The sequence below is a fragment of the Peribacillus sp. NPDC094092 genome (genome assembly GCF_050279365.1).
Taxonomy (GTDB): Bacteria; Bacillota; Bacilli; order Bacillales; family DSM-1321; genus Peribacillus.
This window is the reverse complement of record NZ_JBNNUC010000001.1, coordinates 1,494,743-1,520,115: the sequence shown is the minus strand read 5'-3', so window position 1 is coordinate 1,520,115 and position 25,373 is coordinate 1,494,743. Positions and strand designations below refer to the sequence as shown.

Genomic DNA, 25,373 nt, shown 5'->3' with positions numbered 1-25,373 from the left:
CTATCTCCAATGATATATAAAATTAACTTATTTTTCTATGCTTTATCCGTAAATTTATCTATATTTCCAGAAGATTGTTTGGAAGTTATATAATCCCTAGTAATCTTATAATTGGGAAAATTGATATGAAGGCGAATGAGTCCAAAGGGGTTTTAATAGATAAAGAGAGGGCGAATCGGCATAGCGACAATCATGGGAGAGATGTATATATGAGTCGATTCTGTGAAAAAGGGGAGCTCACAAAGTAAATGAATGAACAATGAGTGACTTAAACCTTTGGAATCCATTCAAAATGACTTTAGTACCATGATTTTTTGATCTAAGCATTAATTTGCTTCATATTTCTTAACGGGAGTTTGAGTCGCGACGCTGATAATCTCTTTGAAATATCCGCAAAGTTCATGCCATTTTTCAGGGTATATATAGATGAAGCGTTCAATCGTTTCTGGAGAGTGAAGCACCAGGCAATCGATTTGACCCGTTTTTTTATTTTGTAAATGGAGTAGAAGATCATGTGGGATGGTGTAATAAGGGTGGAGTTGATATGGATTCAGTATGACCGGGGAAATATTCTTTCCTTCTATATACTTGTCCGTCATAATCTTTTGGATTGCAAAGCTTTCATCCGTATGTAAATCCCCGATTTTGTAATGTGGATTTAATAGTACAATGCCTCTCATTTGAATCACTCATTCTTTTTGCTAACCATTCTTGCCAAATGGGGGATGGGTTATTCAATGTAAGAGGCTTCATACTAGAAAATGGCTTTCATCCCGTTAAGGGTTTTGAGCTGCTTGACATTTTCGAGCACCTCGTTGGTCAGGTCTGCCTTCTTAATGATCGATATGCTTTGTAAATCGTCAATGAAGCTTTCATTCGTGAACCAGTCAAAGGAATGGGGAGGAAAGAATAATTGATCTTCCCATGCATCATGAAGAGTAGGGCTGTATACTTTAGCATCCTTTGACGTGGATGCATCAGAGGTATATATGCTTTCCCAGTAATCCTCTCTGGAACCAGTGTGGGGGATCTCTTCTGTAAATTGGCCAACACCGTGAAAAACCGCCGGATGCTGAAAAAGAAGTCCATATAATGATTTCCCCGTTTCAATACGCTGCTTTGGGTCGGCAAAGCGCCCGACGGTAAAGCCTGTCAAGTTATGAAGTCCTTTTTGCTTTTTTGCATAAGGAAAGATCACTTTCATGAAGCCTAAGTATTCTTGAAGCTGAAAATCAAGCCTGCGGAGGATTTCACCATGACGGGTGCGCTTTAAGATCCTTTCCTGAAGCATTCTTTGTTCATTAATGATGAGCGCCGTTGTCAAAAGAGGTGAATGGGGATCTTCGATGAAAGATTCCCAAATCGGGGCCATGAATCTTGAAATGCGGAATACTGGTAAATACTTTCTTAGCGGAAGTTCTTTTTGTTTAGCATGTTCATATAAAAGAAGTTGGGGGAAGGCATCTGCAAATATGGCTGAATTGGCGCGCTCAAGGAACAGGAAAAATTTCTGCCGTTCAGCACTGTCAAGGAGATGGGTCATGGTTGAACTTTTCAGGTCAGTCATATGGTATCCCCCATTCCTCGAAACCATATGTGCTAAAAAGGCCCAATGGATCTCTGGATTATGATTGTAAAAGGTAAGATATGCTTGTGTTCTTGTAATATTGTTCCGGTTCAAGGCAGCCGTCTCGGTGCGAATGCTTTTTATAAGGGCGGTTTCTTCAGGAAAAAATGCTTTTGACTCATCAAAAGGCTGAAGGAGCTCTTTTTGTAAACGGGATTTTAGCGTGTAAAATCTTTCAGCATCGATGATTGGTTTTGTTTTGGCAGGGTGTTTACCCATCAACTTTTGAAAATATTGGGAGAGCATGCGATCACCACGAATGTTTTTCGATCATTATATGCAGGGCCGCCAAGAAAGGGGCGTTGCATTTGCAGCGCCCCAAGGTGATGTCATCTTTTTTTCTTCTTTTCCCGGTACAATAAAATGTAATAAACTATCCAAAAAAGAAACACAGGAATGAAGGATAAAAATCTATATTGTATCGGTACGGCAAATAAGATGAAAATGGCTGATAATAAAAAGGGAACCGCCAGGAGTATATATTTTCTCCATTGCATATGCTGAACCTCCTTTGGTTATGTCATTCTTATAAGAATATAGGAATATCCTTCAATAATCTAGAAAAGTCGTAATTGACAAAAATATGCAGACGTAGTAATCTTTAAACACAAGTTAAATATTACCATTAATTAATGAAAAAGGAGGCGAACGACATGACTAAATCAGTTAAGCACAGTGATGTCATAATCAAATATCATACTTCCGCCTGCCCTGAGACCTTGTCTTTCTAGACAAGGGATCCGACGTGTTCATAGATCATTTACAAGCGCAGGTTGTGGAGTTTTCGCGGCCTGCGCTTTTATATGTGTTAATAACGCATTTAAAAAAGCTTCCGCTGATCGGCGGGGGCTTTTTGGCATTTGGGATACAGGTGCATCAGCATCCTTTCCATATAGTAGATAGGAGGAATTTAAAATGAGACGAAAGACATTTGAAATCTTATTGCAGCCGGGGGATCCAGAAAGCGGTTAGCGGGTGAAAGGTTTGACCAAAAGGGAGGGAAATTCATGTTTGCAATTTTTAAAAAGCTGTCCTGGTTCTTTAAAGAACAGTGGCAGCGATACACCTTGGCGATTTTATTTCTATGTCTAGTGAATATTTTGGAGGTTATCCCGCCAAAACTTGTCGGGAATGCCATCGATGATATGAACAATGGCAGCATGACACAGGAAGGGGTCATGAAATACGTTATTTATTTGCTCATGGTACTGTTTGGCAGTTACCTATTTGGTTACTTATGGAGTTATCTGTTATTCGGCGGCGGAAACTTGGTCGAACGAAAACTAAGGTCCGGATTTATGGGCCATTTGCTGAAAATGACGCCGAGCTTTTATGAAAAAAACCGTACAGGGGATTTGATGGCAAGGGCAACCAATGATTTGAAAGCAATATCCCTCACAGCTGGTTTCGGGATATTGACCCTCGTTGATGCGGTCCTGTTCACCATCACGGTAGTAGTCATGATGGGAGCCACGATAAGCTGGCAGTTGACGATTGCTGCGGTGTTGCCGCTTCCGATCATGGCAGTGATGATGCAAATATACGTGAAGAAGATTTACAAACGTTTTACGGATGCACAAGCTGCCTTTGGTACTTTAAATGACAAGGTCCTGGAATCCATTTCAGGTGTCCGTGTTATCCGGGCCTATGTCCAGGAACGGGAAGATGAAAAGCGGTTTGAGGAAATGACCGAGGATGTATATCGCAAAAATCTAGCCGTGGCAAGAATCGACGCCCTCTTCGATCCGACGATCAGCATTATCATCGGCATCAGTTATTTAATAGGGTTGGGCTATGGGGCTTATCTTGTGTTTCAACAGGCCATAACGCTTGGCGGACTTGTTTCGTTCAATGTGTACCTAGGCATGTTAATCTGGCCGATGATCGCGGTGGGTGAACTGATCAATGTCATGCAAAGGGGAAATGCTTCGCTAGACCGTGTTCAGGATACCCTTTCGTATGAAGCGGATGTGAAGAATTCATTGGATCTGAAGAGTATTCCGAATCCGGGAAATATCCAATATAATTCAGTGCATTTTACATACCCTTCCTCAACGGTTGTCAATCTATCCAATATTTCCGTTCAGCTTGAAAGGGGTCAAACATTGGGGATAGTGGGGAAAACAGGAAGTGGAAAAACGACGTTCGTGAAGCAATTGCTGCGGGAATATCCTTTAGGAACAGGTGAAATCGCTTTTGCAGGCATGCCGCTGGAGCACCTGAACCTTGAAGATATTCGTAAATGGATCGGCTACGTTCCACAGGACCACTTTTTATTCTCGAAGTCTGTTAGGGAAAATATCTTATTCGGTAAAATGGATGCAACGGAAGATGAACTGGCTGAAGCTATCCGGCTTGCGGATTTTGAGAAGGACTTAATGATGCTGCCTAACCGTCTAGAGACACTCGTCGGTGAGAAGGGTGTCGCCCTATCCGGAGGGCAAAAGCAGAGGATCTCGATTGCCAGGGCACTGATCAAAATTCCGGAAATCCTTATATTGGATGATTCCTTATCCGCTGTAGATGCAAAAACGGAAACGACGATTATCAATAATATCCAAAATGAACGGGCAGGGAAAACGACGATCATCACTACCCATCGCTTATCAGCCGTTCAGCACGCGGACAGGATTATCGTGTTGGACAGTGGGGAGATCATCGAAGAGGGAACTCATGAGGATTTGCTGCTTAAGGATGGCTGGTATAGGGAGCAATATGAGCGACAGCAGGTCGACGAAGGGACGGAGGTGAAGGCATGAAGGTCGTAAAGAAACTGTTTAATTATGCTACACTTTATAAAAAATTGATCATTGGCGCCCTGGTCATGCTGGCACTTTCGGTAGCGGCCGATTTAACGGGCCCTTTCGTTGCCAAGAAAATCATCGATTCACATATACTAGGCATCGAATCTTCCTGGTATGGAACGGTTAAAGGAAAAGATGCTGTTAAGTATGATGGAAATTGGTATAAACGGGCCGATTACTTTGCAAAAGGTGAAAAGAAAGGCAGGGAAGTCCTTGTTTTGCAGGTTGGCAATCAATTTGTCTTCGTAAATGAAGCTGTCCCTATCGATGGGAGCAGAACCTTGGAGGACCAAACATTGATCATCAAGAAAGAAGGGAAAGAGCAACGTGCGCAAGCGGTGAAATTGACGAGTCAGGAAGTGATGGGTTTTTACCAACCGGAAATCCCGCGGATCATTAAGCTTGTGGCTTTTTATTTTAGTCTCGTCATCCTTTCCTCCATTTTTCAATATGGGCAGAGTTTTTATTTACAGAAAGCGGCGAACCGAATCATACAGAAGATGCGAAATGATATATTTACGCATATTTCCCGTCTGCCGATACGTTATTTCGATAATATGCCGGCGGGTAAAGTTGTGGCAAGGGTTACGAATGATTCGGAAGCGATCAGGGAATTATATGTAACCGTGCTCGCCAACTTTTTCTCGAGTACAATTAATATCTTCGGCGTTCTAATTGCTTTGTATATTCTGGATCCACGAGTCGGTACCATTGGCACTTTACTTATTCCGATCATCGTCATCTGGACGATGGTATACCGTAAATTCGCCTCGAAATATAATCACATCATTCGGGAACGGGTCAGCGATATTAATGGGATGATCAATGAATCCATTTCTGGAATGAGCATCATCCAGGCATTTGGGCGTGAGAAGGAGACAAAGCAATCTTTTGAAAACCTGAACCGGGAGCATTATTCCTATCAAAATAAAATGCTCCATTTGAATTCGTTGACGGGCGGAAACTTGATCGGTGTTATTAAGGTTGTGGCGCTCGTGGCATTCGTCTGGTATTTCGGCGGGATTTCCCTTACAGCGAGTTCAGCCATTTCTTTAGGGATGATGTATGCAATTGTTGATTTGATCAGCCGCCTGCTTCATCCGCTTCACGGAATCGTCAATCAGTTCGCCAATCTTGAACAGGCACTTGTTGCAGGGGAGCGGGCATTCAATTTATTGGATGAGCAGGGATTGGCAGTCAGTGATGAAAACATGTCCAGATACAAAGGAAACGTGCAATTCGAAAATGTTTCTTTTGGTTATAAAGATAATGAATATGTGTTAAGGAACATTTCCTTCTCCGCTAAACAAGGGGAAACGGTCGCTTTAGTTGGCCATACGGGGTCAGGAAAAAGTTCCATAATGAATTTATTATTCCGTTTTTATGACAGTAGTGAAGGTCAAATCAAAATCGATGGAACGAGTATATTGGATATCCCCCATCAGACGCTTAGGGAGCATATGGGAATCGTCCTTCAGGATCCCTATTTATTTACTGGCACCATCGCCTCCAATATCAGCCTGGATCATAAAGGCATCACAAGGGAAATGGTTGAAAAATCATTAAGAGATGTAGGGGGGGACAAAGTGCTGAAGCATCTTCCCTTAGGGCTGGATGAACCCGTGATCGAAAAAGGGGGGACGTTGTCTTCCGGACAGCGCCAGCTAATCTCTTTTGCACGTGCTCTTGCATTCAATCCGGCTATATTGATTCTGGATGAAGCGACAGCAAGCATCGATACTGAAACCGAGGCAATTATCCAGGAGGGAATGGAAGTGCTGAAAAAAGGGAGAACGACCTTCATCATTGCCCATAGACTTTCTACGATAAAAAATGCCGACCAAATTCTTGTCCTGGATAAAGGGCGGATTGCTGAGCAAGGTACACATGAGGAATTAATGGAGTTAAAAGGGAAGTATTATCAAATGTATGAACTGCAGGCTGGTACGCATAAAGGCATGACTGGCTGAACACAGAATAAGGATGGATAATCGAGATAAAACTATAATGGAGGTACCGACTTTTGGTACCTTCAAGCATAATTATTGATAATAGTAATCATTACGTTTAAGATATACCTATATTGACGATGAGGTGATAATAGTGAAACAAGAAATTCATCCCGATTATCAACAAGTGGTATTCATGGATACCAACAGTGGGTATAAATTTTTGACAGGCTCCACGAAGACGTCCAATGAAACGATCGTTTGGGAAGACGGCCAAACATATCCATTATTAAAAGTGGAAATCAGCTCGGATACGCACCCTTATTATACAGGAAAGCAGAAGTTTGCTGAAAAAGGCGGACGGGTGGATCGCTTCCTGGATAAATATAATATGAAGAAATGAGAGTCAGGCCATCGGGAAATCGATGGTCTTTTTTATGACTGGGTTGAAAAAGAGTTAATTATGGTGCTAAGAAAAAGGGTGCCTATAAATTATGAGGCACCCATCCTGAAATCATTTTGCAGCAATTGCTTCCCCTTTGGCAATTTTTACGAGGGCCGCATCGAAGTCCTTGATGATATCGTCCGGATTTTCAAGTCCGACAGAAAGGCGGAGCAAGCTGTTCGTGATGCCTCGCTTTTCCCTTTCATCATCAGGCATGGCAGCATGGGACATTTTGGCCGGGTAGGATAGTATGGATTCGACCGCTCCAAGGCTTACGGCAAAAACTGGGAGCTCGACAGTGTTCACGAAAGAACGGAAGACTTCCTCACTTTCCAATTCAAATGATAGGACCGCCCCCGCTCCAAGTGACTGGCCTTTCTGGATGGCGTGCTGGGGATGATCGGAAAGGCCGGGATAATACACTTTTTTCACCAAGGGCTGCTCCTTTAAGTAGGCTGCGATCTTTTCTGCACCTTTTTGGGAGTGCTCCATTCTAACTGACAAGGTTTTCAAACCTCTCATTACTAGCCAGGCGTCCTGGACACCAAGAACCGCCCCAAATGAGTTTTGGAGGGAACCCAGTCTTGCTGCCAATTCCGGATCCTTCACTACTGCAAGCCCAGCGACCACATCACTATGTCCGGATAAAAACTTAGTCGCGCTATGAAGGACAATGTCGGCACCAAGGTTCAGTGGTTTTTGTAATGCCGGCGTCAGGAATGTGTTATCAACAAAACTTAAGGCACCTGCTTTTTTTGCAATATCACATACGGCTTGAATATCGGTCACTTTAAGTAACGGATTTGAAGGCGTCTCGATGTATATGGCCCTTGTATTTGGCTGAACGGCCGCTTTGACGCTTTCTAGGTCCGTCATGTCAACGAAGGTATGCTCAATATTGAAACGCGTCAATACACTAGTGACCATCCTGAACGTTCCGCCGTACACATCTTCGGAAATGACGATATGGTCTCCGGCAGACAACAGCAGGAAAGCTGTTGAAATGGCAGCCATACCTGAAGAAAAGGCAAATCCGTGTGTGCCTTCCTCAAGTTCGGCAATGATATCTTCCAGCGCCTCACGAGTTGGGTTCCCGCTTCTGCTGTAATCATATTTGCCGAATTGATCGATATCGGTTTGATGGAAAGTGGATGCGTGCTGAATGGGAACGCTCACACCTCCCGTTGCCGTATCGAATTTATGTTGATTATGAAGTAATTTGGTTTCAAAACTAAAATCATGATCTGTCATCGTAGTGCCTCCCTTTTTACATATGCGAATGCTTGCTGTAAGTCCTGGATCAAATCATCGCTGTCCTCGATGCCAACAGAGAAGCGGAGCAGGCGATTACAAACTCCATTTGCCGTTCTGACTTCAAGCGGTATATCGGCATGCGTTTGTGTAGCAGGATAGGTGATGAAGCTTTCAACCCCTCCAAGGCTTTCTGCAAACGAAATTAATGAGAGTGATTGTAAAAATGGGTTGACTGCCGATTCATCAATGATACGGAATGAAATCATGCCGCCTCTGCCGGGATACAATACGTCCGTGACACAATCATGTTCCGACAAGTAATCTACAAGTATTTTGGCATTCTTTTCATGACGCTCCATCCGCAATGCCAATGTTTTCATTCCTCGCATCAACAGCCAAGAATCAAAGGGGCTCAAGACAGCTCCGGTACCATTATGATGGAAGGCAAGTGCATCACATAATTCAGCGCCGCTAGCAACGATCAGTCCGGCGAGCACATCATTATGACCACCGAGATACTTGGTTGCACTGTGAATCACGATATCCGCTCCAAGCAGGATGGGTTGTTGAATAAGAGGCGTGTAAAAAGTATTATCAACGATCAACAATAAATTATATTGTTTGGCCAATGCGGCAACAGCGCCAATGTCCGTTTGCTGCATAAGAGGGTTAGTGGGAGTTTCGATAAAGATGGCTTTCGTTTGAGGAGTGATGGCTTTTTCGATATCCTCCAAACAACAAGTGTCTACATAGTCACACTGCAATCCCCATTTTTTAAAACCTTGTTCTAACAGACGATATGTACCGCCATAAAGATCTTCGCTGACAATCCATGCATCACCTGATTTAAAAAGGGCAAGGATAGTGGAAATGGCGGCCATTCCTGAACTGCAGGCATAACCTTGGTCGCCTTTTTCAAGATCGGCGATGGAACGCTCCAATAATTGGCGTGTGGGATTACCTGTCCTTGTATAGTCGAATCCCGTCGATTGGCCAATTCCTTCATGGCGAAAAGCTGTAGAAAAGTATACCGGCGGATTGACTGTTCCTGTCGCCGTTTCGCTGCGATTTCCTAATTGAGCAAGATATGTTTCAGTTTTGTACATGGTTTTCACTGCTCCTTTGAGTTAAATAAAATAAAAAAAAGTCTTCTTTAAGAAGAAGACTTTGATTAAGTGAGGACGAGTCATTCTTCTTATCTTCCAAGTTCACAAACTTGTGGAATTAGCACCTTTTCATTGGTTTGAAACAAATGAAGGTTGCTGAGGTGTCATCGGGCCATTCCCTCTACCTCTCTCGATAAGAGTTTAGATTATTCAATTTCTTTTGAATTTACTATATATACAAAATACTGTCAAGAACATTTTGGATGGATTATGCTTGGATGTTCATGACCAGGTCAATTGGAGCCTAGTGCGTCAACACTTTAGTGTCAAAAAAAAGAAAATCCGATTCTTCATATAGACACGAAACGTCATGAATTTTTTAGGAAAAGTGAAAGGTCAGCGGATATTTTTGCTTTAAAATAATAAAGTTTGTACAATGTATGGAGAGAAAGAATAATACGACATTATTCATTTCATATGCAAATGGGTCTTCAATGAATAGTGCAAACATAGGAGGAGAACACATGGAATACAGAATCGAAAGAGATACGATGGGTGAAGTGAAAGTTCCTGCCGATAAATATTGGGGAGCACAAACCGAGAGAAGCCGTAACAATTTCAAAATCGGTAACGAAAAAATGCCGATTGAATTAGTTCGTGCATTTGCATACGTTAAACAAGCTGCGGCAAAGGTGAACTATGATCTTGGTGATCTTTCGGAGGTTAAAAAGAATGCCATCGTCAAGATTTGCGGAGAAATCCTTGAAGGTACGCTAGATGAACATTTCCCGCTGGTAGTTTGGCAAACGGGAAGCGGCACGCAAAGTAATATGAACGTGAATGAAGTGGTAGCTAACAAAGGAAATGAATGGTTAAAAGAAAATGGTGAATCGGAAACCCTTCATCCGAATGATGATGTTAACAAGGCACAGAGCTCCAATGATACTTTCCCGACAGCGATGCATATTGCTGCCTTTATGGAAGTCGCTGAAAAATTGGTTCCTGCCATTAAAACTCTTCGTGATACATTCGATACAAAAGAAAAAGAATTTTGGGATGTGGTGAAAATCGGCCGGACACATCTTCAAGATGCTACACCATTAACATTGGGACAAGAAATTTCCGGTTGGAAAGCGATGCTCGACAAAGACCTAGCGATGATTGAGGAAAGCAGCCAAAAATTATTGAACCTTGCACTAGGCGGAACGGCTGTAGGAACCGGAATCAATACAAAAAAAGAATTCCCGGGACTTTCCGCCAAGCAAATAGCAGCTGATACAGGATATCCTTTTGTCACATCTGATAATAAGTTCCATGCATTGACAAGCCATAACGAAATCGTCTATGCACACGGTGCTTTAAAAGCATTGGCGGCGGATTTAATGAAAATTGCAAACGATGTCAGATGGCTGGCAAGTGGTCCAAGAAGCGGAATCGGCGAAATAGCCATTCCAGAAAACGAGCCAGGCAGCTCCATCATGCCAGGTAAAGTCAATCCAACACAAAGTGAAGCGCTTACCATGATTGCCACACAAATCGTAGGGAACGATGCTACAATTGGCTTTGCAGCAAGCCAGGGTAATTTTGAATTGAATGTATTCAAGCCAGTGATCATCTATAACTTCCTGCAAACGGTAAAATTATTGACGGAAGGCATTCATTCATTCAACGATAATTGTGCGGTTGGCATCACTGCAAATGAAGAGAAAATCAAAGAAAATGTGGAGCGTTCCCTAATGTTGGTAACAGCATTGAACCCGCATATCGGTTATGAAAAAGCAGCCAAAATCGCCAAAACTGCATTCAAGGACAACTCAACATTGAAAGAAGCTGCGTTGAAATTGGATTTCCTGACGGAAGATGAATTCAAAGCATGGGTCGATCCTGCTAACATGGTTAATAAATAATCAAAAGGAAGTGCCCTCCCTTTGTATTAGGGAGGGTGTTTCCATGTGTTAAAATAATGGAATCAACAAATACTGAAATCATAAGTATCGGGAACAGGAGGAAAAACAATGTCTTTATGCCCGCTTTGCAACGGTCTAAGAAAAATTCATGTGAATTGCCCGAAATGCGGCAGTGATCTTGATGATAAAGGAAAATTCATGGACTATGCTGATGATTACAGTGCTTATATGGATATCGACATACTAAAAGAAAATGACGGATACCCTCAATCCCTTAAAAAAGGCCAATGCCCTCATCTCATGAAATGCCCTGAATGCGGACATGATGAAGTGGTATTGGTCCAGGAATAAATTACCCTCTTATTTGAATAAATTTTTAAAAAAGGGAGGATGGGGCGTGAGGTGGGAGACTCCTGCGGGAAAAGCTAGTCCAGGGGAGAACCCGCAGAGTGCCTGAAAGTGGAAATCAGCGTTCAAATTGCACAAACCCTAAAAAGACTGTAGACAAACTAGATTTTCATCGAGGTTATCTACAGTCCAAGACCCAGTATGAATGGGTCTTTTTACGTTTAATTGGCAGATAACTTCATGTTTTCCTGCATCTGTTCATCTTCTTCAACTAAAATGCGATGTTCAGTTCCTTTGTCAAAAAAGTGTACTTTATTCATGTCGAGGGCAAGTTCGATGTTTTCGCCTGCCTGGATGATATTCTTGGCATCGACGCGTGCGACGAAGTCCTGCCCCTCTAATGTGGAGTAAAGCATGATTTCCGCACCCATCAGTTCGGCTACATCAATTTGGGTTGTAAATGCGGTGTTAGGGGAGTTCGTGAAGTAAGCACCTTCATTATGGAAATCCTCCGGACGGATGCCAAGGATGATATCTTTTCCGACATACCCTTGATCACGCAGCATTTTCATCTTCAATTCAGGTATTTCAAATGTTTGTTCGCCTATTTTAATTGTGCCTTCTTTTAATGTTCCAGTAAAGAAGTTCATGGCAGGCGATCCGATAAAGCCGCCTACGAAAACGTTTATCGGTTTCTCATAAACGTCCTTTGGTGAACCGACCTGTTGGATAATACCATCCTTCATTACAACAAGACGTGTCGCCATGGTCATTGCCTCTGTTTGGTCATGCGTGACATATATCGTTGTGGTGTCGAGCCTTTTATGTAGTTTCGCGATTTCCGCACGCATTTGAACCCGTAGCTTTGCGTCGAGATTGGATAATGGCTCATCCATCAAGAATACTTTTGCATCCCTTACAATTGCCCGGCCAAGTGCTACACGCTGGCGCTGACCACCTGAAAGGGCTTTAGGTTTCCTATTTAGCAATTCTTCCAGTCCGAGAATCCTTGCCGCTTCATTGACTCTTTGCTTGATTTCCGCTTTTGGCGTTTTCCTGAGCTTTAATCCGAATGCCATATTGTCATATACGGACATATGGGGATATAAGGCATAGTTCTGGAAAACCATCGCAATATCGCGATCTTTAGGGGGGACATCATTGACTCGCTTGCCGTCTATATATAAATCCCCTTGGGAAATGTCTTCAAGTCCGGCAATCATCCTTAATGTCGTCGATTTGCCGCAACCCGAAGGTCCCACGAAAACTATGAATTCCTTATCGGCAACACGAAGGTTGAAGTCTTTAACAGCCGTCACCTTTTTATCATAAATCTTGAATATATGATCCAACACTAACTCTGCCATGAATAATCCCCCTTTTACATTCCTGATTACTTGTACCGATTAACTATAGTCTAAGCTATCGGGTTTGGAAAAAGTATGGGCACATTGCACAAAAAAGGGTGATATTACCTGTTGGTGTTGGGGATTAATCATTCAGTAAAAGTATCAAATAGGCAGTAAGGGCATGACGGAAGTTTTTAATATCCAGACCAGTTCTTTCAGAGAATTTATCGATCCGGTATTGTAAGCTGTTCCGATGTATATAAAGCTGTTTGGCAGCATAGGTGGCATTTGAATTACATTCGATATACATTTTAATCGTTTTGATCAGTTCAGTATCCTGCTTGGTCTTGCCAAGAATCTCATTGATATACCATTTAGCATCCCTGATGGATGGATCATTTATTAATGAGTGAGGGATGATGTCTGCCAAATCAGCCACCTTTCGATCGGGCAGATGCACCTGTGCCAAATCAAAACACTTTTTCTCTTGAGTCCAGTGCTGGTGAAGGTCTTGATTTATAGGGTGGAAGCGTCCGTTGAACATACGGGTCTTTACATAAAAGTCACTTTCAAGCGTGGAAGAAATGGCGATTAGTGCTTTAGTTGATAAGGGCTCATCCTCGTCCGACTCAATTAAGACCCCTGCCGTTTCATTTTCCCAGACAATTGTTGCGTCAGATGGAACGAAAGAGAGGAAGGCATCTTCAAAATCGGAGTTGGAAAAATCAGCATGGGTCAGCTTGAAATGAAGAAATCGAACATTCTCCCAGCTCGTTAAAGGCAATGGTGCATTCGGTTCGGATAAAAAAGTTTTCCATGATGGGTCTGGATGTGCATTGAGGTTATTTGGGTTTATGGAAGGAGCAAAAAGCAGTTCCAATAAACGGATTTCTTCGGCTGTGATTTCTGAACGGGGAATGCCAAGTGAACTTCTTGAGTCTTCGAACCAAACATAATCAGAAATTTCATCAGTATCCATTTTATTGGTAATGGCGTTCGGGAATTTTTGTTTAAGTCTTTCAAGCATCGTTTCCACCTTCTTTCTTCCTTTCCATATCATTATAGCGAAAAAGAATAAAGTTCAAAAGAATAGAGATTGCTAGTTTTTCCGAGAAGGGACAATCAAAGAAAAATTGCAAGTTATTAATTTTAGGAAAGGGTATTGCGTATGATTTATGGATATCGTTAAAAAGGAGGGAATCTTATGAACATTTTAATATTGGGTGGTACACGGTTTTTAGGCAGGTATTTAGCACAAGCTGCGATAGAGAAAAGGCATGAAGTTACACTTTTTAATCGTGGAACCGATCCTTATGTTTTCCCCGAAATAGAACAGTTAAGAGGAGACCGGGACGGGAATCTTGAAATGTTGAAAGGAAGAAAATGGGATGCAGTCATTGACACATCGGGCTTTATCCCCCGAACTGTATCGAAATCTTGCAGATTGCTTAATCAAGTTAAACATTATACATATATTTCAAGCATCTCAGTTTATAGTGATCTAATTGAACCAGGCATTGATGAAAATGGAAAGGTTCATACACTAAATGAAGATAAAGCAGAAGAGCTCACCCGCGGAACTGCTGGACCGATATACGGTGAATATTATGGACCGTTAAAATCATTAAGTGAAAAAGCAGCTGAAAAAGAACTGCCGGGGAAAGTCTTGTCCATTCGTGCTGGGCAAATAGTAGGTCCATATGATTACACTGACCGATTGCCGTACTGGTTTAAAAGAATAGCGGAAGGGGGAGAAACTTTAACTCCTGGACGCCCTGGACGTCCAATCCAAGTTATTGATGCAAGGGACTTGGCTCAATGGATCATTCAAATGATAGAAAATAATATGACAGGTACATATAACGCCGTTGGGCCGGATTACACACTTACTATGGGGCAATTACTTGAAGGCTGTAAAAAGGTAACAGGAAGTAATGCTGATTTTACATGGGTATCTGAAAAGTTTTTAAATGACAATAAAGTAGAGCCCTGGAGAGAGATGCCTCTATGGATACCAGAAGAATTCCCTTTACCGGGAGCTAAGGAACCTTTGAATGGGTTTTTGGCTGTCGATAACAATAAAGCCATCAATAACGGACTGATATTCCGTCCCATTTCAGAAACTCTCGAAGATATATGGAATTGGGAAAAGGGCCGTTCGGAATCTGCCGATAGAAAAGCAGGTATCCACAGACAACATGAAAGTGATCTCCTTGATTTATGGAAGCAGACAGTTGGTTGAACCTTCATTTTTACTATACTGAAGGATTGATGGCACATAAGCGTGCTTGGCGAAAAGGAGATTTAAACGAACAACTTAAAGGAATTAAAAAAAGCGATGGACTAAAAACCCCATCGCTTTTTTAGTCCATGGATATGCTTGCGGTTTCGTAAGGATTTTAAGGTTTTCCATAACGGCCGCCCCTTAGTCCTTAATGAAAGGCCTGCTCCCAATAAAAGGGAAGCAGGCCTCGATTATTTGATCAATTCATCCAGTCTGGTTTTCCGAATCCGGCAAATTTGTCATCGATGACTTTTTCGAACTGGTCGGATTCCACTACTGATTTAATATCCTTTGCAAATTTAGAGTCTACATCTTCTGTATTTACTGTAACAACGTTTCGATACATATCCGGCATTTTTTCTAAAACAAGGGCATCCTGGAGGTCCATTTTCGCTGCAAGAGCGAAGTTGCCAGGGACCGCAGATAGGTCAACACTGTCTGTTGCCCGGGGCAATTGAGCGGATTCCAATGGTTTGATTTGGATGTTTTTTGGATTTTTCGTTACATCCTTTTCAGATATTTTTAAAGGATCGACATCTGAATCGACTTCAATCAACCCTTCATCAACCAGCACTTTAAGTGCACGTGCGAGGTTAACAGGATCATTGGGCACTGCAAGGGATGTACCGTCTTTAATTTCTTTCAATGATTTATACTTGTTCGAATATATGCCCATTGGTGCTGTAGGAACTATGATAAGGTCGGAAAGCTTTAAATCATTTTCTTTAGCGAAGTTATCCATATACACTTTATGCTGGAAGAGGTTGGCGTCGATCGAATGGTTGCCAAGTGACTTATTCGGCTGGATATAGTCGGTGAATTCGACGATCTCTATTTTGTAACCGAGGTCTTCCAGGCCTGGTTTGATGGCCTCTTTAACCATATCGGCATAAGGCCCGGTAGTCGCCCCGATCTTCAATTCTTTTTTATCTTCAGGTTTTGGGGATGCATCATCGCTCCCGCATGCTGTCAAGCCAAGGGCAAGTGCACAGACTGATAATAACGAAGCTATTTTCTTCATTTGAAACTCCTCCTGTGTAATGAAATGTATTGAATCATTGAAAAATGATTGATTCCTAACGTTTGTTAACTATGTATGAGGCTTTGTCACCAACCATTTGAATGATTTGCACAAGGCAGATCAAGACGACGATCGTCGTGATCATGACTGTGTTGTCATAACGGTAATAACCGTACCGGATGGCCAGGTCGCCAATTCCGCCTCCGCCGATGGTCCCTGCCATTGCTGAGTAACCGATAAGCGAAATGGTCGTTAATGTCAGTCCTTGAATGATTCCCGGCTTTGCCTCAGGAAGAAGTACATCCTTAATGATCATCCATGGAGTGGCACCTACGGCAATTGCAGCCTCAATCACTCCTCTGTCTATTTCACGTAATGCCGTTTCAACGATTCTTGCAAAAAAAGGTATGGCAGACACCGACAGGGATACAGAAGCCGCTCTCGGCCCTATTGTCGATCCTGTTAGAAGATCCGTTAAAGGAAGGAGGGCTACCAAGAGAATGATGAAAGGGATTGAACGGACAATATTGACTGCAAATCCTAGAGAACGATTCACGATACTATTTTCAAAAAATAAATTCCTTGTTGTCGTAAACAGCAATACTCCAAGCGGTAAACCGATCAGCAGGGCTACTGCAAGGGAAACGCCGACCATATAAATCGTTTCAAGAAAGGCTTTATTAAGGTCAGGTAAAATATTGACGATGGAATCAAGCAGTGACATGTTTTAACACCTCCACAGAACTGGAACGATTTTTTATATATTGCAATGCCGAGTGAATGTGAGCGGCATCGCCTATTAACTCGATGATTAAAACGCCTAAGGGGACATCCTGGATATACTCAATTTTACCGTGTAAGATATTCCCCTTTACTGAATGGGTTTGGAGAGTATCCGAGAGGATCGACTCACCGGCGGTTTTCCCTTCGAATTGAATTTTAATGATCGTACCGATACTTTCTTCAATCAAGTGCGGAGGGAGTTCGAAATCCAGAACACTGCTAATGAATTGCTTCGTTAACTCCTGCTTAGGCTGTGAAAATATTTCATAAACGGGACCTTCTTCAATCACACGGCCATCCTGCATGACGGCGACACGGTGGCATAGTTCTTTGACCACTTCCATTTCATGTGTAATTAACACGATGGTGATGCCAAGCTTACTGCTTATCTTTTTCAATAATTGTAAAATCGCTTTTGTAGTTGTTGGATCAAGGGCTGAAGTCGCTTCATCACATAATAGTACAGTGGGGTCATTTGCTAAGGCACGGGCTATGCCTACCCGTTGCTTCTGTCCACCGCTAAGCTGCGCCGGATACACGTCTTTCTTATCGCTGAGCCCTACGATTTCCAACAATTCCAATACACGTGACCTGATGGCATCCTTCGACCTATGCGCGGCCTTTAAGGCGAAAGCCACATTTTCATATACGGTTTTTGAACTGACCAGTGAAAAGTGTTGGAATATCATTCCGATTTTTTGGCGTTGTTTACGAAGCTCTTTACTTGATAAAGAGGTTAAATCAATGCCGTCGATGATGATATTTCCACCTGTCGGACGTTCAAGCAAATTTAAGCAGCGGAGTAATGAGCTTTTTCCAGCTCCACTGTAGCCGACAATTCCATACACTTCGCCAGTTTGAATGGTCAAAGATACGTTATCCACTCCGATAACTCGGTTTTTCTTCGAGACGTATTCCTTTCGGACTGAACGGATTTCAATCATGAGCTTTCCCCCTTAAACATTAAAAAACTGCCCCTATCATTCAGAAAGAGGCAGCGAAATTATATCTCGTCTTATCTTTCAGAATGCAATCATCATTCTGCAGGAAGTGGCACCGTTCCCTAAGGGCGGTTGCCGGACATCACAGGGCCTGATCCCTCCGTCACTCTTGATAAGCAAATTATTATTTTAGAATATTTAGAGTTTTTTAATATAATCTATATTATTTGTAAAATTCGACAATGTCAATCGTTTCCGTCATTTTGGAATGAATTTTATTAATGAAATTTAGTGCGGTCCATTAAAATGATTCGGAAAAAAGGACTATTAAGCAATAATCCAGCATTTACGTCCAGGTCAATTATTCCAAAATTTCCTTGTCAAAAAGAAGAAGTGGTAATACATTTATTATAATAAAGTTAAAAAAAGGAAGATAAAAACTATTTTTGTGTAATGATGGGGAGGCAATCGAATGATAGAGATTAACACGATAAATGATGTGGTTTGTGTGAACGGGACTCCTGGCGGGAATAAATCGGGGATGAATGTTTATGTCTTTTTAACGGATGGTCTATTGATAGATACTGGCGCACAGATTTTATTGGAGGAGCTTATTCCATTCTATGAGTCCGAAGACTTCGACTCAGTTGCCCTGACTCACTATCATGAAGACCATACAGGTGGCGCCGCATGGATACAGGAACATAAAAAGGTCCCGCTATTCATTCACCCGATGTCGGTTGAAGTTTGTGCAAAGGATGCTGTATACCCTGAATACCGGAAAATTTTCTGGGGAAGGAGAGACGCCTTTAATGCTCAGCCGGTAGGGAAGGCCATTCATTCCCGTACCCAAACGTGGGAGCCGATTTTTACCCCTGGTCATGCAAAGGACCATATGGTGTATCTGAATCACAATAATGGCATGCTCTTTTCAGGTGACCTTTTCGTAACACCAAAAACAAAGCTTGTCTTACGGGAAGAGTCTGTCCCGGTCATCATCGATTCCATAAAAAGATTACTACAATATGACTTCGGTGAAGTATTTTGCTGCCATGCTGGGCATGTCCCTGATGGGAAGGACTTGTTTCGGAAAAAGCTTGATTATTTGGAAAACCTCCAAGGAGAAATTTTACGTTTGCATTCTCAAGGGCTGACCGTTCATGAAATACAGCAGGTCGTTTTACCGAATCGCTATCCCCTGATCGAGATATCTGGGCATGAATGGGATTCAGAGCATATCATTACATCGATATTAAACGAAAATATGTTAAATGCTAGGGGGAATGGAGGGATTTGAATGTTATCCGTTTAACTGTCTGGCTGGATGTTTTCTATTTGTCACTAGAACAACCTCCACCCAGGAAGTTGTTTTTAATTGATTACTTATAAAAGACGGACTTTTATAGGGGGAACGCAGTGCAAGCGGGAAGTAATAAATAAAGGAGAGCTCTCCGTAAGAGAGCCCAAATATTTATTTATTTATTTATTTATTTATTTATTTATTTATTCTCATTGGGATCTGTTTCATCATAAAAATCATGTGCTTCTTCGATGTTCTGAAGGTTAGCGACTTCATACACATTTCCGCCCGCCATTCCTTCATTGATGATACGGTCGATATCCAGGTAAACGGAGTCCTTGCCGTCATATTCGGTATCCTTCAAAAATGTCATTTTTTCTTTATCCAAAATTAATCCCTCCTAGCCTTTTCTTTAGTTTAGGCAAAGGAGTTATTTTTATTCCGTTTAAGGATTTCATGAATGTAAAGAGGGTTCATTCATATACATGGAAGATCATTAAATCATGTATCATGCTTTTGAGCTTGGTTTCATCTGTTTCGGAGGGCGGGTTGGCTGTCCACTCGATGGATCCATCTTTATGATACAAGGCTTGGACTGCCTGTTTGTTGAAATAAAAGGAAATTCTCCATCCTGGCAGATTCTTATGTAATGGTGCCCATTGAAAATGAGTGATCATATGTATTACCTCCATATATACAGTTTCTCATTTAATTATAATGGAAAACGGCAGCTGGAGGTGTTATTTTATTGTCAGGTTGGGAAAAGTTAATTCAATGAAAAGGTTTTTTAAATGCAAAAGCCGGTTTGTTTCAATTTCCACCTCATCGAATTGCATGGGCTTTGAGTTCACTTCATAAATGAAGAGCGAGCCTGATTCGTCTTCCCCTATATCTATGGAAAACTCTCCGAGAAACCCGATTTTTTTCGATAGTATCTCGCCGCATTTTTGGGCGATATTCGCTAATTGTAGATTCAGGCTTCTTGATTGCAGGTCTTGATAAGGAAAAAGCTTACCCCCTCGGGGAGTGTGGGTGGTGATTTCCTGAGTTTGTGACATCCTTACCGCTTTGCCGGTCACTTTATAAAAACCTTTTTCGTAATGGACGAGAATCCGGTAATCATAACGATGTCCAAAAAGTTTTTTTGGCCTGATCGCCTGTTGAGCAAGATAGCTCCTTTTTAATAAATCCCTTTTTTTTGTTTCCCAGAATGTTGCGAAATCCGGGAAGGATTCACTATGCTTCAAGCTATGGAACAATAGTGTGCCATCATCATTTTTGATTATGGTATAAATGCCCCTCCCTTGGCTTCCTTTGCAGGGTTTAAGGTATATATGCCTGTAGGTCTCCAGGAATGAAAAAAGGCAATCACTGTTCCGTAAGAACATTGTGGATGGAAGGTGATTTGTGAGGAATCCATCTTCATTTAATGCCTCGAACATCACATACTTATCTATAAAACAGGGGTTGAATAGATTCATTCGGTAATCTTTAAAGTGTGTGATAAGCTGTTGGAATTCATCTGACGCCTCATAGCCCCTCGAAGGGATACGGTTATATACGATGTCAGGGTAGGGCACATTACATTCAATCCACTTATTTGAAATAGAGGAAAAAACATAACCTCTCAACGAATCGGAATGAAGGGCTTTTCCTGTGAATACATACGTCAATATTCCATGTTTTAATAAATATAATGAAAGGTCCCGAAAAAGGGTCAGGTTTCCACCCAAACCTGAGTCCTTTTTGGGATTGGAAACAGTTAAAATCCCGACGGCGAGCATCCGGTTACCCGGAAATATTGTGATTGGAATTAGGGGTTGATTCGAATGGTCCTTTTTATAGCTGATTTCCTCTTCGGCAGAGCCGGCGAAAAGTTCAGCATTCTCATGATTGTGGTGCCAATTTTCAGTGGGGATATCGTAAAAAATGTTCATCGCGGCACACTGATTGATTTCGTGATCGTTTGTTCCGTAAGATAAATGGCATAATCAAGGCTTAGCTTTCTGGTCAGCAATTCGAAATCCTTGAGTTTTGGGTGTGCGAATATGGAGCGTCCAGGTTTGGAATTGGCTTCAAACATCCAAACCTGCCCTTTTTTATCCAATCCAAAATCAAATCCTATTTCTGCAATGATGCCGTCCAAATTCTTTTCTATACTGTCACTTAAAATCAGAGCGGCTTCAGATAGCTTTCGTTCGACTTCTTTCGCCTCATCGTCATCTTCAAACAGTTCGGCAACCGTTTTGATGACACCCCCGCTTTTAATATGGGTCGTGACGCTGCCGGCGCCGGCAATTTTTGCGGCGATCGCGGTTACCTGCCATTTTCCATTACTGTCCTTGTTCGTATGGACCCGGAAATCCACTGGACGTTTTTCATATCGAATTAAGGGGATGCCCTGCTGCACGATAAGATTCTCAAGCGGTCGGTCGTGAAAAATATGTTTGACGATGGATTCCAATGTGGGAAACTTTTGCAGTTTATTTTCTTTTGCTTCATTTGTATAGCGACAATAGTAAACATTCTCATGCTTATCATAAAGAATTTGGTGAATCCCTAGACCGAGGCTGCCGTGAATGGGCTTTATATAAACTTGCCGGTAATGGGAAAGAAGGGTCTCCACCACGGACATGGATTGAAATGGATAAGTTTCAGGCAAATAAGGAAGTGCCCGCTCATCTGCGCATAGCCTTTCATTTACATCCCATTTATTGAAAAATCCAGGATTATACCATGGTATGGTATATTTTTTTTGAAATTTCTGCTTCACTTCTTTAGGTCCATCGCGGTTTTCCGTCAACCGATTTGGGAGACGGTCATAGATGACATTAGGAAAAGGAAATTCATCAATGTGCCAGTGACCGTTATCAAACACATAGCCTTTGATTGTCTCCTCATCCCAATCGATTACATTCTCACCAAAAACAAAGGGGATACAGCCTGTGGTCCTGCTAAGCGATAGGAGCTTGGCGAAAAATTCCGATCTCTCCCCTAATGGTTTGTTTGAAAGGCCGGTGAAGCCTGAGGAAAATATTCCGACAAGCGGTCCGATATGGATGCTCTTTCCGTAAATGAATAAATGAAGGGGAATATCGGTATGATCGAATATTAGAGATTCCGCAAGACTTTCCGATAGGACGATAGACTGATTGACGGCTGGGTTTTGTTTGACGATGGCAGGACATGAATGCCGTCCGAAATAAATTAATTCAATCTCTGCCAAATCTCCAAGCTCTGAAGGGTAGTAGAGAATATTGCCAGGGATCGCGGCAATTTCGGCAGGATAAGTCTTTCTCACTTTCTATTCACCTGCTTTCTGAAGATGTTCGGCTAAATACTGGCTATATTGAAATGGTGCGCGATGAATATCTTTCATGGTCTCCGGCTGTAGTGCCTGAATGATTTTCCTTCCGGGCTTCGAGTTAATGTCCATGATCCATAACTGGCCTTTTTTATCGATGCCTAGATCAATCCCCAATTCGAATAATCTTTCAAAGACAGCTTCGGTTTCTACGGGCAGGGTGCGAAGGATATGCTGAATCTTTTGTTCGACAGCAATCGAAATCGTTTCCGGGTTTCTTTTGTTGAAAGTTTCCAATGAAATGGCTTCCCCGCCTGTGGCAAGATTTGAAGTAATTCCGTCTTTTTGTCCTGTACGAATTCCACGGCCTCGTTCCATCCATTGATTCTTCTCGTTTTTTTGAAGGAAAATCCGTAAATCGAAATGCTCGTTATTTTGGTTGCAAAGTTCCAAATATGGCTGGCAAAGGTAACGGTATCGATTTAATAAATGCTGCAGCCATTTGTTAAGCTGAGATGTGGAGGAGAATGGGCGGTCATATTTGGTTCCCTTTTTCGTCATCGATACCAAAGTGCCGTCTTCGGTTTTGGAAAGGAGATAGATTCCTGTACCGGCTGCACCAAATTCAGGTTTGATGATGATTTTATCCATACGTTCCAAATGACCGATAATATCTTCAGGTGTCGTCACTTGTACGGTCTCAGGGAAAAATGCCTGCAGGTGTGGATGGTTTTTTAGGATTTGGTACACTTCCCACTTACCAGGAAGGCCGAGCCCTAAGAAATTCGAGTTTTCCTTTAACCAATCGATTTTGTGCCGCGTTTCCGTTGACTCACGGATTAATCCGTGAAAACAGCGATCATATACAAAATCAGGTAAATCACAAGATGTGGCGATCCAAGTTTCATTCTCGGCATCAAAACGCTCGCCACGCACTTTTTTCAGGTCCATATCAATATTTTCGGGAGAGAATTTACAAACTTTCATATTAAATGATTTAGCTGTTTTGGCTATTTCGGTGAAGTAGTTGTTTTCATGTGTATCCGACGCGGCCATTAATCCTATTAACACGTGCTAGCAACTCCTTTTATGGATGGTTTCCTCGGTTAAGGGCAAGCATGAAATCTATGATGGATTTTACTGATGGACGAAAGGTTTCATAGTTGCCCTGAAATTTCTTCGAAGGTTTTGAATTCACTTCGATGATCCATGGATGTGTATCGGTATCCAGTGCTAAATCGATCCCTAGCTCACCGAATGAATCGTCATGGTTTTCGACCAAGGCCTGGGCAGTATTTTTAGCCAGCCGTACGAGCTTTTGATATATGCGGCTGGCGTCCTGAAGGTCAAATGCTTCCTTTAGGAAATCCGGCCCGTTTTTCATCAATCCGCCTTGTGCAAGATTGGAAACGATTGTACCAGGGTCCCCTATCCGGGCAACCATTGATGAAACTTTCCATTCAAGCTGATCGTTCCGGTGAAGAAGTATGCGGAAATCAACTTTTCTCTGATCGATTTCGAATAGGGAAATTCCTTTTTGAAGAATGAAGGATCGTTTTCTGGAAAATCTTTTTAACGTTTCATATAACTTTTCATCCGTATCAACAAAATGTACATTCTGGAGATGTCCGGATTGCTCGATTTTCCAATTTCCAGCTACCTGCGTTAATCTGCAAATATTCCTGCCTTGGCTGCCTGCTGAAGGTTTAAAATAGATTACCGAATGTCTTTCTATAAAAGCCAGGAAAGATTCCTTTTCGTTAAAAAGGATCGTCTCTGGCAAATTTGGCAACAGTTCATCTTCTAAGATCAGCAGCTCATGTACATGATGTTTGGAGAGGAACCTTCCATTGAACATCGGTATCGACCGTTCCTCCAGTTCAGTTTTAAAGAGCTTGAAAGAATGAGATTCCTCAAGTTTGCGCGAATGTATCCGGTTATAAAATACATCAGGAATGGGAAGGGAAAAGGTTTGCCAGCCATCTTGCCCAGACAGGTAGCCTTCCACAACTCCATCTTGAAGAGACTGCAGTCTTACTAAATAGAAGGGGATGCCCTGCTGATTACAATATGATTTCATTTCCTGATAAAATTTTTCCATCTCCCCGAATGTCCCGTCTGGCAACGGGGTCTGGTTCATGAGTGAAGCGAAGAATGGGCCTATTTTAATTGACCTTCCTTCCGCATGGTATGAGACGGAGATTGGATCGGAAAAAACGGGTAAGGACAAAATTTGGTTCATATCATATGAAAGTTTCAATGTAGGCTGGGATGACGGGAATGGCTGGACAAGTACCGGGACGGAACGGCATCCAGCCATGATTGTTAAGGGTTCTCCAAATTGAAGGCCCCATTCCTCAAATAGTTTTTCTTCGATAAACAGTAGCGCCTTCTTTCTAGTCTCCGCGGAATTTACCGTAATGAAAACTTTCTGATGGTTAAGGTTCATAATAATTCCCCGTTTGCACTAAGTTTGATATCCTTTTATAAATAAATGATGGGCAAATGTGGATAACACATTCTATGTTTCTTTTATTAGAAGGTGTCATCAAGCCTTTATTTCAAGCAATAAAAGGAGAAATTTCAAGGGTAGTTTTTAGGTTAAGATACTATATAGGGTCTTTGTATGTGCTGGAATGGGTGCTTCACTAATTTATTAGCTATCAGAATGCTGTCAGACTTATAAACCAATCTATTCTTTTAAGGAACAGCTGCCGTTGACACCAGGGTTGATTCCGAAGCGTCAGGATGAGTTAGGCATATTGTTAATGATGCCTTTATACAGAATATGAAAATACTCGTAAGGGCAGAAGTAAAGAAAGCATTGTCCACGGAAAAAAGTACTGCTCAAGTGGGCCGTTCGAGAATTGACGCCAATTTCCCGGACACCATTATCGAAAAGGGCTCAAGACCTTCGTGGTTAAAGGTGCCGAGTGCTTAATCACTCATTT

22 protein-coding genes and 2 riboswitches are annotated in these 25,373 nt (G+C 42.0%); of the genes, 7 read left to right on the top strand and 15 right to left on the bottom strand.

Annotated elements, in window-relative coordinates; genetic code table 11:
* Nucleotides 1-326: 326 nt before the first annotated feature.
* Nucleotides 327-680 carry a hypothetical protein gene (locus ACQKNS_RS07300; protein ID WP_427641818.1) on the bottom strand — a complete coding sequence of 118 codons (354 nt, stop codon included), beginning with the start codon at nt 678-680 and terminating at the stop codon, nt 327-329.
* Between the two features lie 74 nt (nt 681-754).
* Nucleotides 755-1,873 carry a DUF2515 family protein gene (locus ACQKNS_RS07295; protein ID WP_427641817.1) on the bottom strand — a complete coding sequence of 373 codons (1,119 nt, stop codon included), beginning with the start codon at nt 1,871-1,873 and terminating at the stop codon, nt 755-757.
* Nucleotides 1,874-2,634: 761 nt separating this feature from the next.
* On the opposite strand from ACQKNS_RS07295, the gene ACQKNS_RS07290 reads away from it, so the two are divergent.
* The 3 genes from ACQKNS_RS07290 (at nt 2,635) to ACQKNS_RS07280 (ending at nt 6,783) form a co-directional block, all read left to right on the top strand.
* Nucleotides 2,635-4,386, top strand: coding sequence for an ABC transporter ATP-binding protein (locus ACQKNS_RS07290; protein WP_427641816.1), 1,752 nt, complete (start codon nt 2,635-2,637; stop codon nt 4,384-4,386).
* A complete protein-coding gene (locus tag ACQKNS_RS07285; protein WP_427641815.1) occupies nt 4,383-6,401 on the top strand; it encodes an ABC transporter ATP-binding protein in 2,019 nt (672 codons plus the stop codon). Before ACQKNS_RS07290 ends, ACQKNS_RS07285 begins: the two co-directional genes overlap by 4 nt.
* Before the next feature lie 133 nt (nt 6,402-6,534).
* The gene (locus tag ACQKNS_RS07280) at nt 6,535-6,783 is read left to right on the top strand and encodes a type B 50S ribosomal protein L31 (protein WP_034314776.1); all 249 of its coding nucleotides are present in this window, start codon (nt 6,535-6,537) and stop codon (nt 6,781-6,783) included.
* Between the two features lie 111 nt (nt 6,784-6,894).
* Here ACQKNS_RS07280 and metC read toward each other — a convergent pair whose 3' ends face one another.
* On the bottom strand, nt 6,895-8,076 hold the full coding sequence (metC, locus tag ACQKNS_RS07275; RefSeq protein WP_427641814.1) for a cystathionine beta-lyase: 1,182 nt from the start codon (nt 8,074-8,076) through the stop codon (nt 6,895-6,897).
* Nucleotides 8,073-9,185 carry a methionine biosynthesis PLP-dependent protein gene (locus ACQKNS_RS07270; RefSeq protein ID WP_427641813.1) on the bottom strand — a complete coding sequence of 371 codons (1,113 nt, stop codon included), beginning with the start codon at nt 9,183-9,185 and terminating at the stop codon, nt 8,073-8,075. Before ACQKNS_RS07270 ends, metC begins: the two co-directional genes overlap by 4 nt.
* A gap of 86 nt (nt 9,186-9,271) precedes the next feature.
* A riboswitch (SAM riboswitch) is annotated at nt 9,272-9,385 on the bottom strand.
* Nucleotides 9,386-9,709: 324 nt separating this feature from the next.
* Here ACQKNS_RS07270 and fumC point away from each other — a divergent pair.
* Nucleotides 9,710-11,092 (top strand): class II fumarate hydratase, encoded by a 1,383-nt coding sequence (gene fumC / locus ACQKNS_RS07265; protein WP_427641812.1) that lies wholly within the window; start codon nt 9,710-9,712, stop codon nt 11,090-11,092.
* Nucleotides 11,093-11,200: 108 nt separating this feature from the next.
* Nucleotides 11,201-11,443, top strand: a complete 243-nt coding sequence (locus tag ACQKNS_RS07260; protein WP_427641811.1) for a hypothetical protein — start codon at nt 11,201-11,203, stop codon at nt 11,441-11,443.
* Between the two features lie 218 nt (nt 11,444-11,661).
* On the opposite strand, the gene ACQKNS_RS07255 is transcribed toward ACQKNS_RS07260, so the two are convergent.
* Nucleotides 11,662-12,807: an ABC transporter ATP-binding protein gene (locus ACQKNS_RS07255; RefSeq protein ID WP_427641810.1), complete on the bottom strand. Its 1,146-nt coding sequence runs from the start codon at nt 12,805-12,807 to the stop codon at nt 11,662-11,664.
* Between the two features lie 124 nt (nt 12,808-12,931).
* Nucleotides 12,932-13,816 (bottom strand): PucR family transcriptional regulator, encoded by an 885-nt coding sequence (locus ACQKNS_RS07250; RefSeq protein ID WP_427641809.1) that lies wholly within the window; start codon nt 13,814-13,816, stop codon nt 12,932-12,934.
* Between the two features lie 177 nt (nt 13,817-13,993).
* Between ACQKNS_RS07250 and ACQKNS_RS07245 the strand changes: the two genes are divergently transcribed.
* Nucleotides 13,994-15,031, top strand: a complete 1,038-nt coding sequence (locus ACQKNS_RS07245; protein ID WP_427641808.1) for an NAD-dependent dehydratase — start codon at nt 13,994-13,996, stop codon at nt 15,029-15,031.
* 241 nt (nt 15,032-15,272) lie between these two features.
* Here the strand turns inward: ACQKNS_RS07245 and ACQKNS_RS07240 are convergent, their stop codons facing one another.
* Genes ACQKNS_RS07240 through ACQKNS_RS07230 form a run of 3 tightly spaced genes read right to left on the bottom strand, consistent with a single transcriptional unit; the run spans nt 15,273 to nt 17,821 of the window.
* Nucleotides 15,273-16,094: a MetQ/NlpA family ABC transporter substrate-binding protein gene (locus tag ACQKNS_RS07240; RefSeq protein ID WP_427641807.1), complete on the bottom strand. Its 822-nt coding sequence runs from the start codon at nt 16,092-16,094 to the stop codon at nt 15,273-15,275.
* A gap of 55 nt (nt 16,095-16,149) precedes the next feature.
* Nucleotides 16,150-16,818 carry a methionine ABC transporter permease gene (locus tag ACQKNS_RS07235; protein WP_098372520.1) on the bottom strand — a complete coding sequence of 223 codons (669 nt, stop codon included), beginning with the start codon at nt 16,816-16,818 and terminating at the stop codon, nt 16,150-16,152.
* Nucleotides 16,805-17,821, bottom strand: coding sequence for a methionine ABC transporter ATP-binding protein (locus ACQKNS_RS07230; protein ID WP_427641806.1), 1,017 nt, complete (start codon nt 17,819-17,821; stop codon nt 16,805-16,807). Before ACQKNS_RS07230 ends, ACQKNS_RS07235 begins: the two co-directional genes overlap by 14 nt.
* A 68-nt stretch (nt 17,822-17,889) precedes the next feature.
* Nucleotides 17,890-17,997: riboswitch (SAM riboswitch) on the bottom strand.
* Between the two features lie 293 nt (nt 17,998-18,290).
* Here ACQKNS_RS07230 and ACQKNS_RS07225 point away from each other — a divergent pair.
* Nucleotides 18,291-19,115, top strand: a complete 825-nt coding sequence (locus tag ACQKNS_RS07225) for an MBL fold metallo-hydrolase (protein ID WP_427641805.1) — start codon at nt 18,291-18,293, stop codon at nt 19,113-19,115.
* A 202-nt stretch (nt 19,116-19,317) separates the two neighbouring features.
* On the opposite strand, the gene ACQKNS_RS07220 is transcribed toward ACQKNS_RS07225, so the two are convergent.
* The 6 genes from ACQKNS_RS07220 to ACQKNS_RS07195 all read right to left on the bottom strand — a co-directional run bounded on the left by ACQKNS_RS07220 (nt 19,318) and on the right by ACQKNS_RS07195 (nt 24,871).
* Nucleotides 19,318-19,506 (bottom strand): hypothetical protein, encoded by a 189-nt coding sequence (locus ACQKNS_RS07220; protein WP_076367325.1) that lies wholly within the window; start codon nt 19,504-19,506, stop codon nt 19,318-19,320.
* An 85-nt stretch (nt 19,507-19,591) separates the two neighbouring features.
* Complete coding sequence (locus tag ACQKNS_RS07215; protein ID WP_076367323.1) at nt 19,592-19,795, bottom strand: YheE family protein; 204 nt, start codon at nt 19,793-19,795, stop codon at nt 19,592-19,594.
* 63 nt (nt 19,796-19,858) lie between these two features.
* Nucleotides 19,859-21,055: a YheC/YheD family protein gene (locus ACQKNS_RS07210; RefSeq protein ID WP_427641804.1), complete on the bottom strand. Its 1,197-nt coding sequence runs from the start codon at nt 21,053-21,055 to the stop codon at nt 19,859-19,861.
* The gene (locus tag ACQKNS_RS07205) at nt 21,052-22,419 is read right to left on the bottom strand and encodes a YheC/YheD family protein (protein ID WP_427641803.1); all 1,368 of its coding nucleotides are present in this window, start codon (nt 22,417-22,419) and stop codon (nt 21,052-21,054) included. The genes ACQKNS_RS07210 and ACQKNS_RS07205 overlap by 4 nt, the downstream gene beginning before the upstream one ends.
* Before the next feature lie 3 nt (nt 22,420-22,422).
* Entirely contained in the window at nt 22,423-23,493 is a 1,071-nt protein-coding gene (locus tag ACQKNS_RS07200) for a YheC/YheD family protein (RefSeq protein WP_427641802.1), read from the bottom strand.
* Between the two features lie 16 nt (nt 23,494-23,509).
* Nucleotides 23,510-24,871: a YheC/YheD family protein gene (locus ACQKNS_RS07195; RefSeq protein ID WP_427641801.1), complete on the bottom strand. Its 1,362-nt coding sequence runs from the start codon at nt 24,869-24,871 to the stop codon at nt 23,510-23,512.
* Nucleotides 24,872-25,373 lie beyond the last annotated feature (502 nt).

What these genes read in the sequence shown, in the direction of transcription:
- ACQKNS_RS07300 (WP_427641818.1), bottom strand. Translation starts at nt 680, where the DNA reads ATGAGAGGCATTGTACTATTAAATCCACATTACAAAATCGGGGATTTA.
- ACQKNS_RS07295 (WP_427641817.1), bottom strand. Translation starts at nt 1,873, where the DNA reads ATGCTCTCCCAATATTTTCAAAAGTTGATGGGTAAACACCCTGCCAAA.
- ACQKNS_RS07290 (WP_427641816.1), top strand. Translation starts at nt 2,635, where the DNA reads ATGTTTGCAATTTTTAAAAAGCTGTCCTGGTTCTTTAAAGAACAGTGG.
- ACQKNS_RS07285 (WP_427641815.1), top strand. Translation starts at nt 4,383, where the DNA reads ATGAAGGTCGTAAAGAAACTGTTTAATTATGCTACACTTTATAAAAAA.
- metC (WP_427641814.1), bottom strand. Translation starts at nt 8,076, where the DNA reads ATGACAGATCATGATTTTAGTTTTGAAACCAAATTACTTCATAATCAA.
- ACQKNS_RS07270 (WP_427641813.1), bottom strand. Translation starts at nt 9,185, where the DNA reads ATGTACAAAACTGAAACATATCTTGCTCAATTAGGAAATCGCAGCGAA.
- fumC (WP_427641812.1), top strand. Translation starts at nt 9,710, where the DNA reads ATGGAATACAGAATCGAAAGAGATACGATGGGTGAAGTGAAAGTTCCT.
- ACQKNS_RS07260 (WP_427641811.1), top strand. Translation starts at nt 11,201, where the DNA reads ATGTCTTTATGCCCGCTTTGCAACGGTCTAAGAAAAATTCATGTGAAT.
- ACQKNS_RS07255 (WP_427641810.1), bottom strand. Translation starts at nt 12,807, where the DNA reads ATGGCAGAGTTAGTGTTGGATCATATATTCAAGATTTATGATAAAAAG.
- ACQKNS_RS07250 (WP_427641809.1), bottom strand. Translation starts at nt 13,816, where the DNA reads ATGCTTGAAAGACTTAAACAAAAATTCCCGAACGCCATTACCAATAAA.
- ACQKNS_RS07245 (WP_427641808.1), top strand. Translation starts at nt 13,994, where the DNA reads ATGAACATTTTAATATTGGGTGGTACACGGTTTTTAGGCAGGTATTTA.
- ACQKNS_RS07240 (WP_427641807.1), bottom strand. Translation starts at nt 16,094, where the DNA reads ATGAAGAAAATAGCTTCGTTATTATCAGTCTGTGCACTTGCCCTTGGC.
- ACQKNS_RS07235 (WP_098372520.1), bottom strand. Translation starts at nt 16,818, where the DNA reads ATGTCACTGCTTGATTCCATCGTCAATATTTTACCTGACCTTAATAAA.
- ACQKNS_RS07230 (WP_427641806.1), bottom strand. Translation starts at nt 17,821, where the DNA reads ATGATTGAAATCCGTTCAGTCCGAAAGGAATACGTCTCGAAGAAAAAC.
- ACQKNS_RS07225 (WP_427641805.1), top strand. Translation starts at nt 18,291, where the DNA reads ATGATAGAGATTAACACGATAAATGATGTGGTTTGTGTGAACGGGACT.
- ACQKNS_RS07215 (WP_076367323.1), bottom strand. Translation starts at nt 19,795, where the DNA reads ATGATCACTCATTTTCAATGGGCACCATTACATAAGAATCTGCCAGGA.
- ACQKNS_RS07210 (WP_427641804.1), bottom strand. Translation starts at nt 21,055, where the DNA reads ATGAACATTTTTTACGATATCCCCACTGAAAATTGGCACCACAATCAT.
- ACQKNS_RS07195 (WP_427641801.1), bottom strand. Translation starts at nt 24,871, where the DNA reads ATGAACCTTAACCATCAGAAAGTTTTCATTACGGTAAATTCCGCGGAG.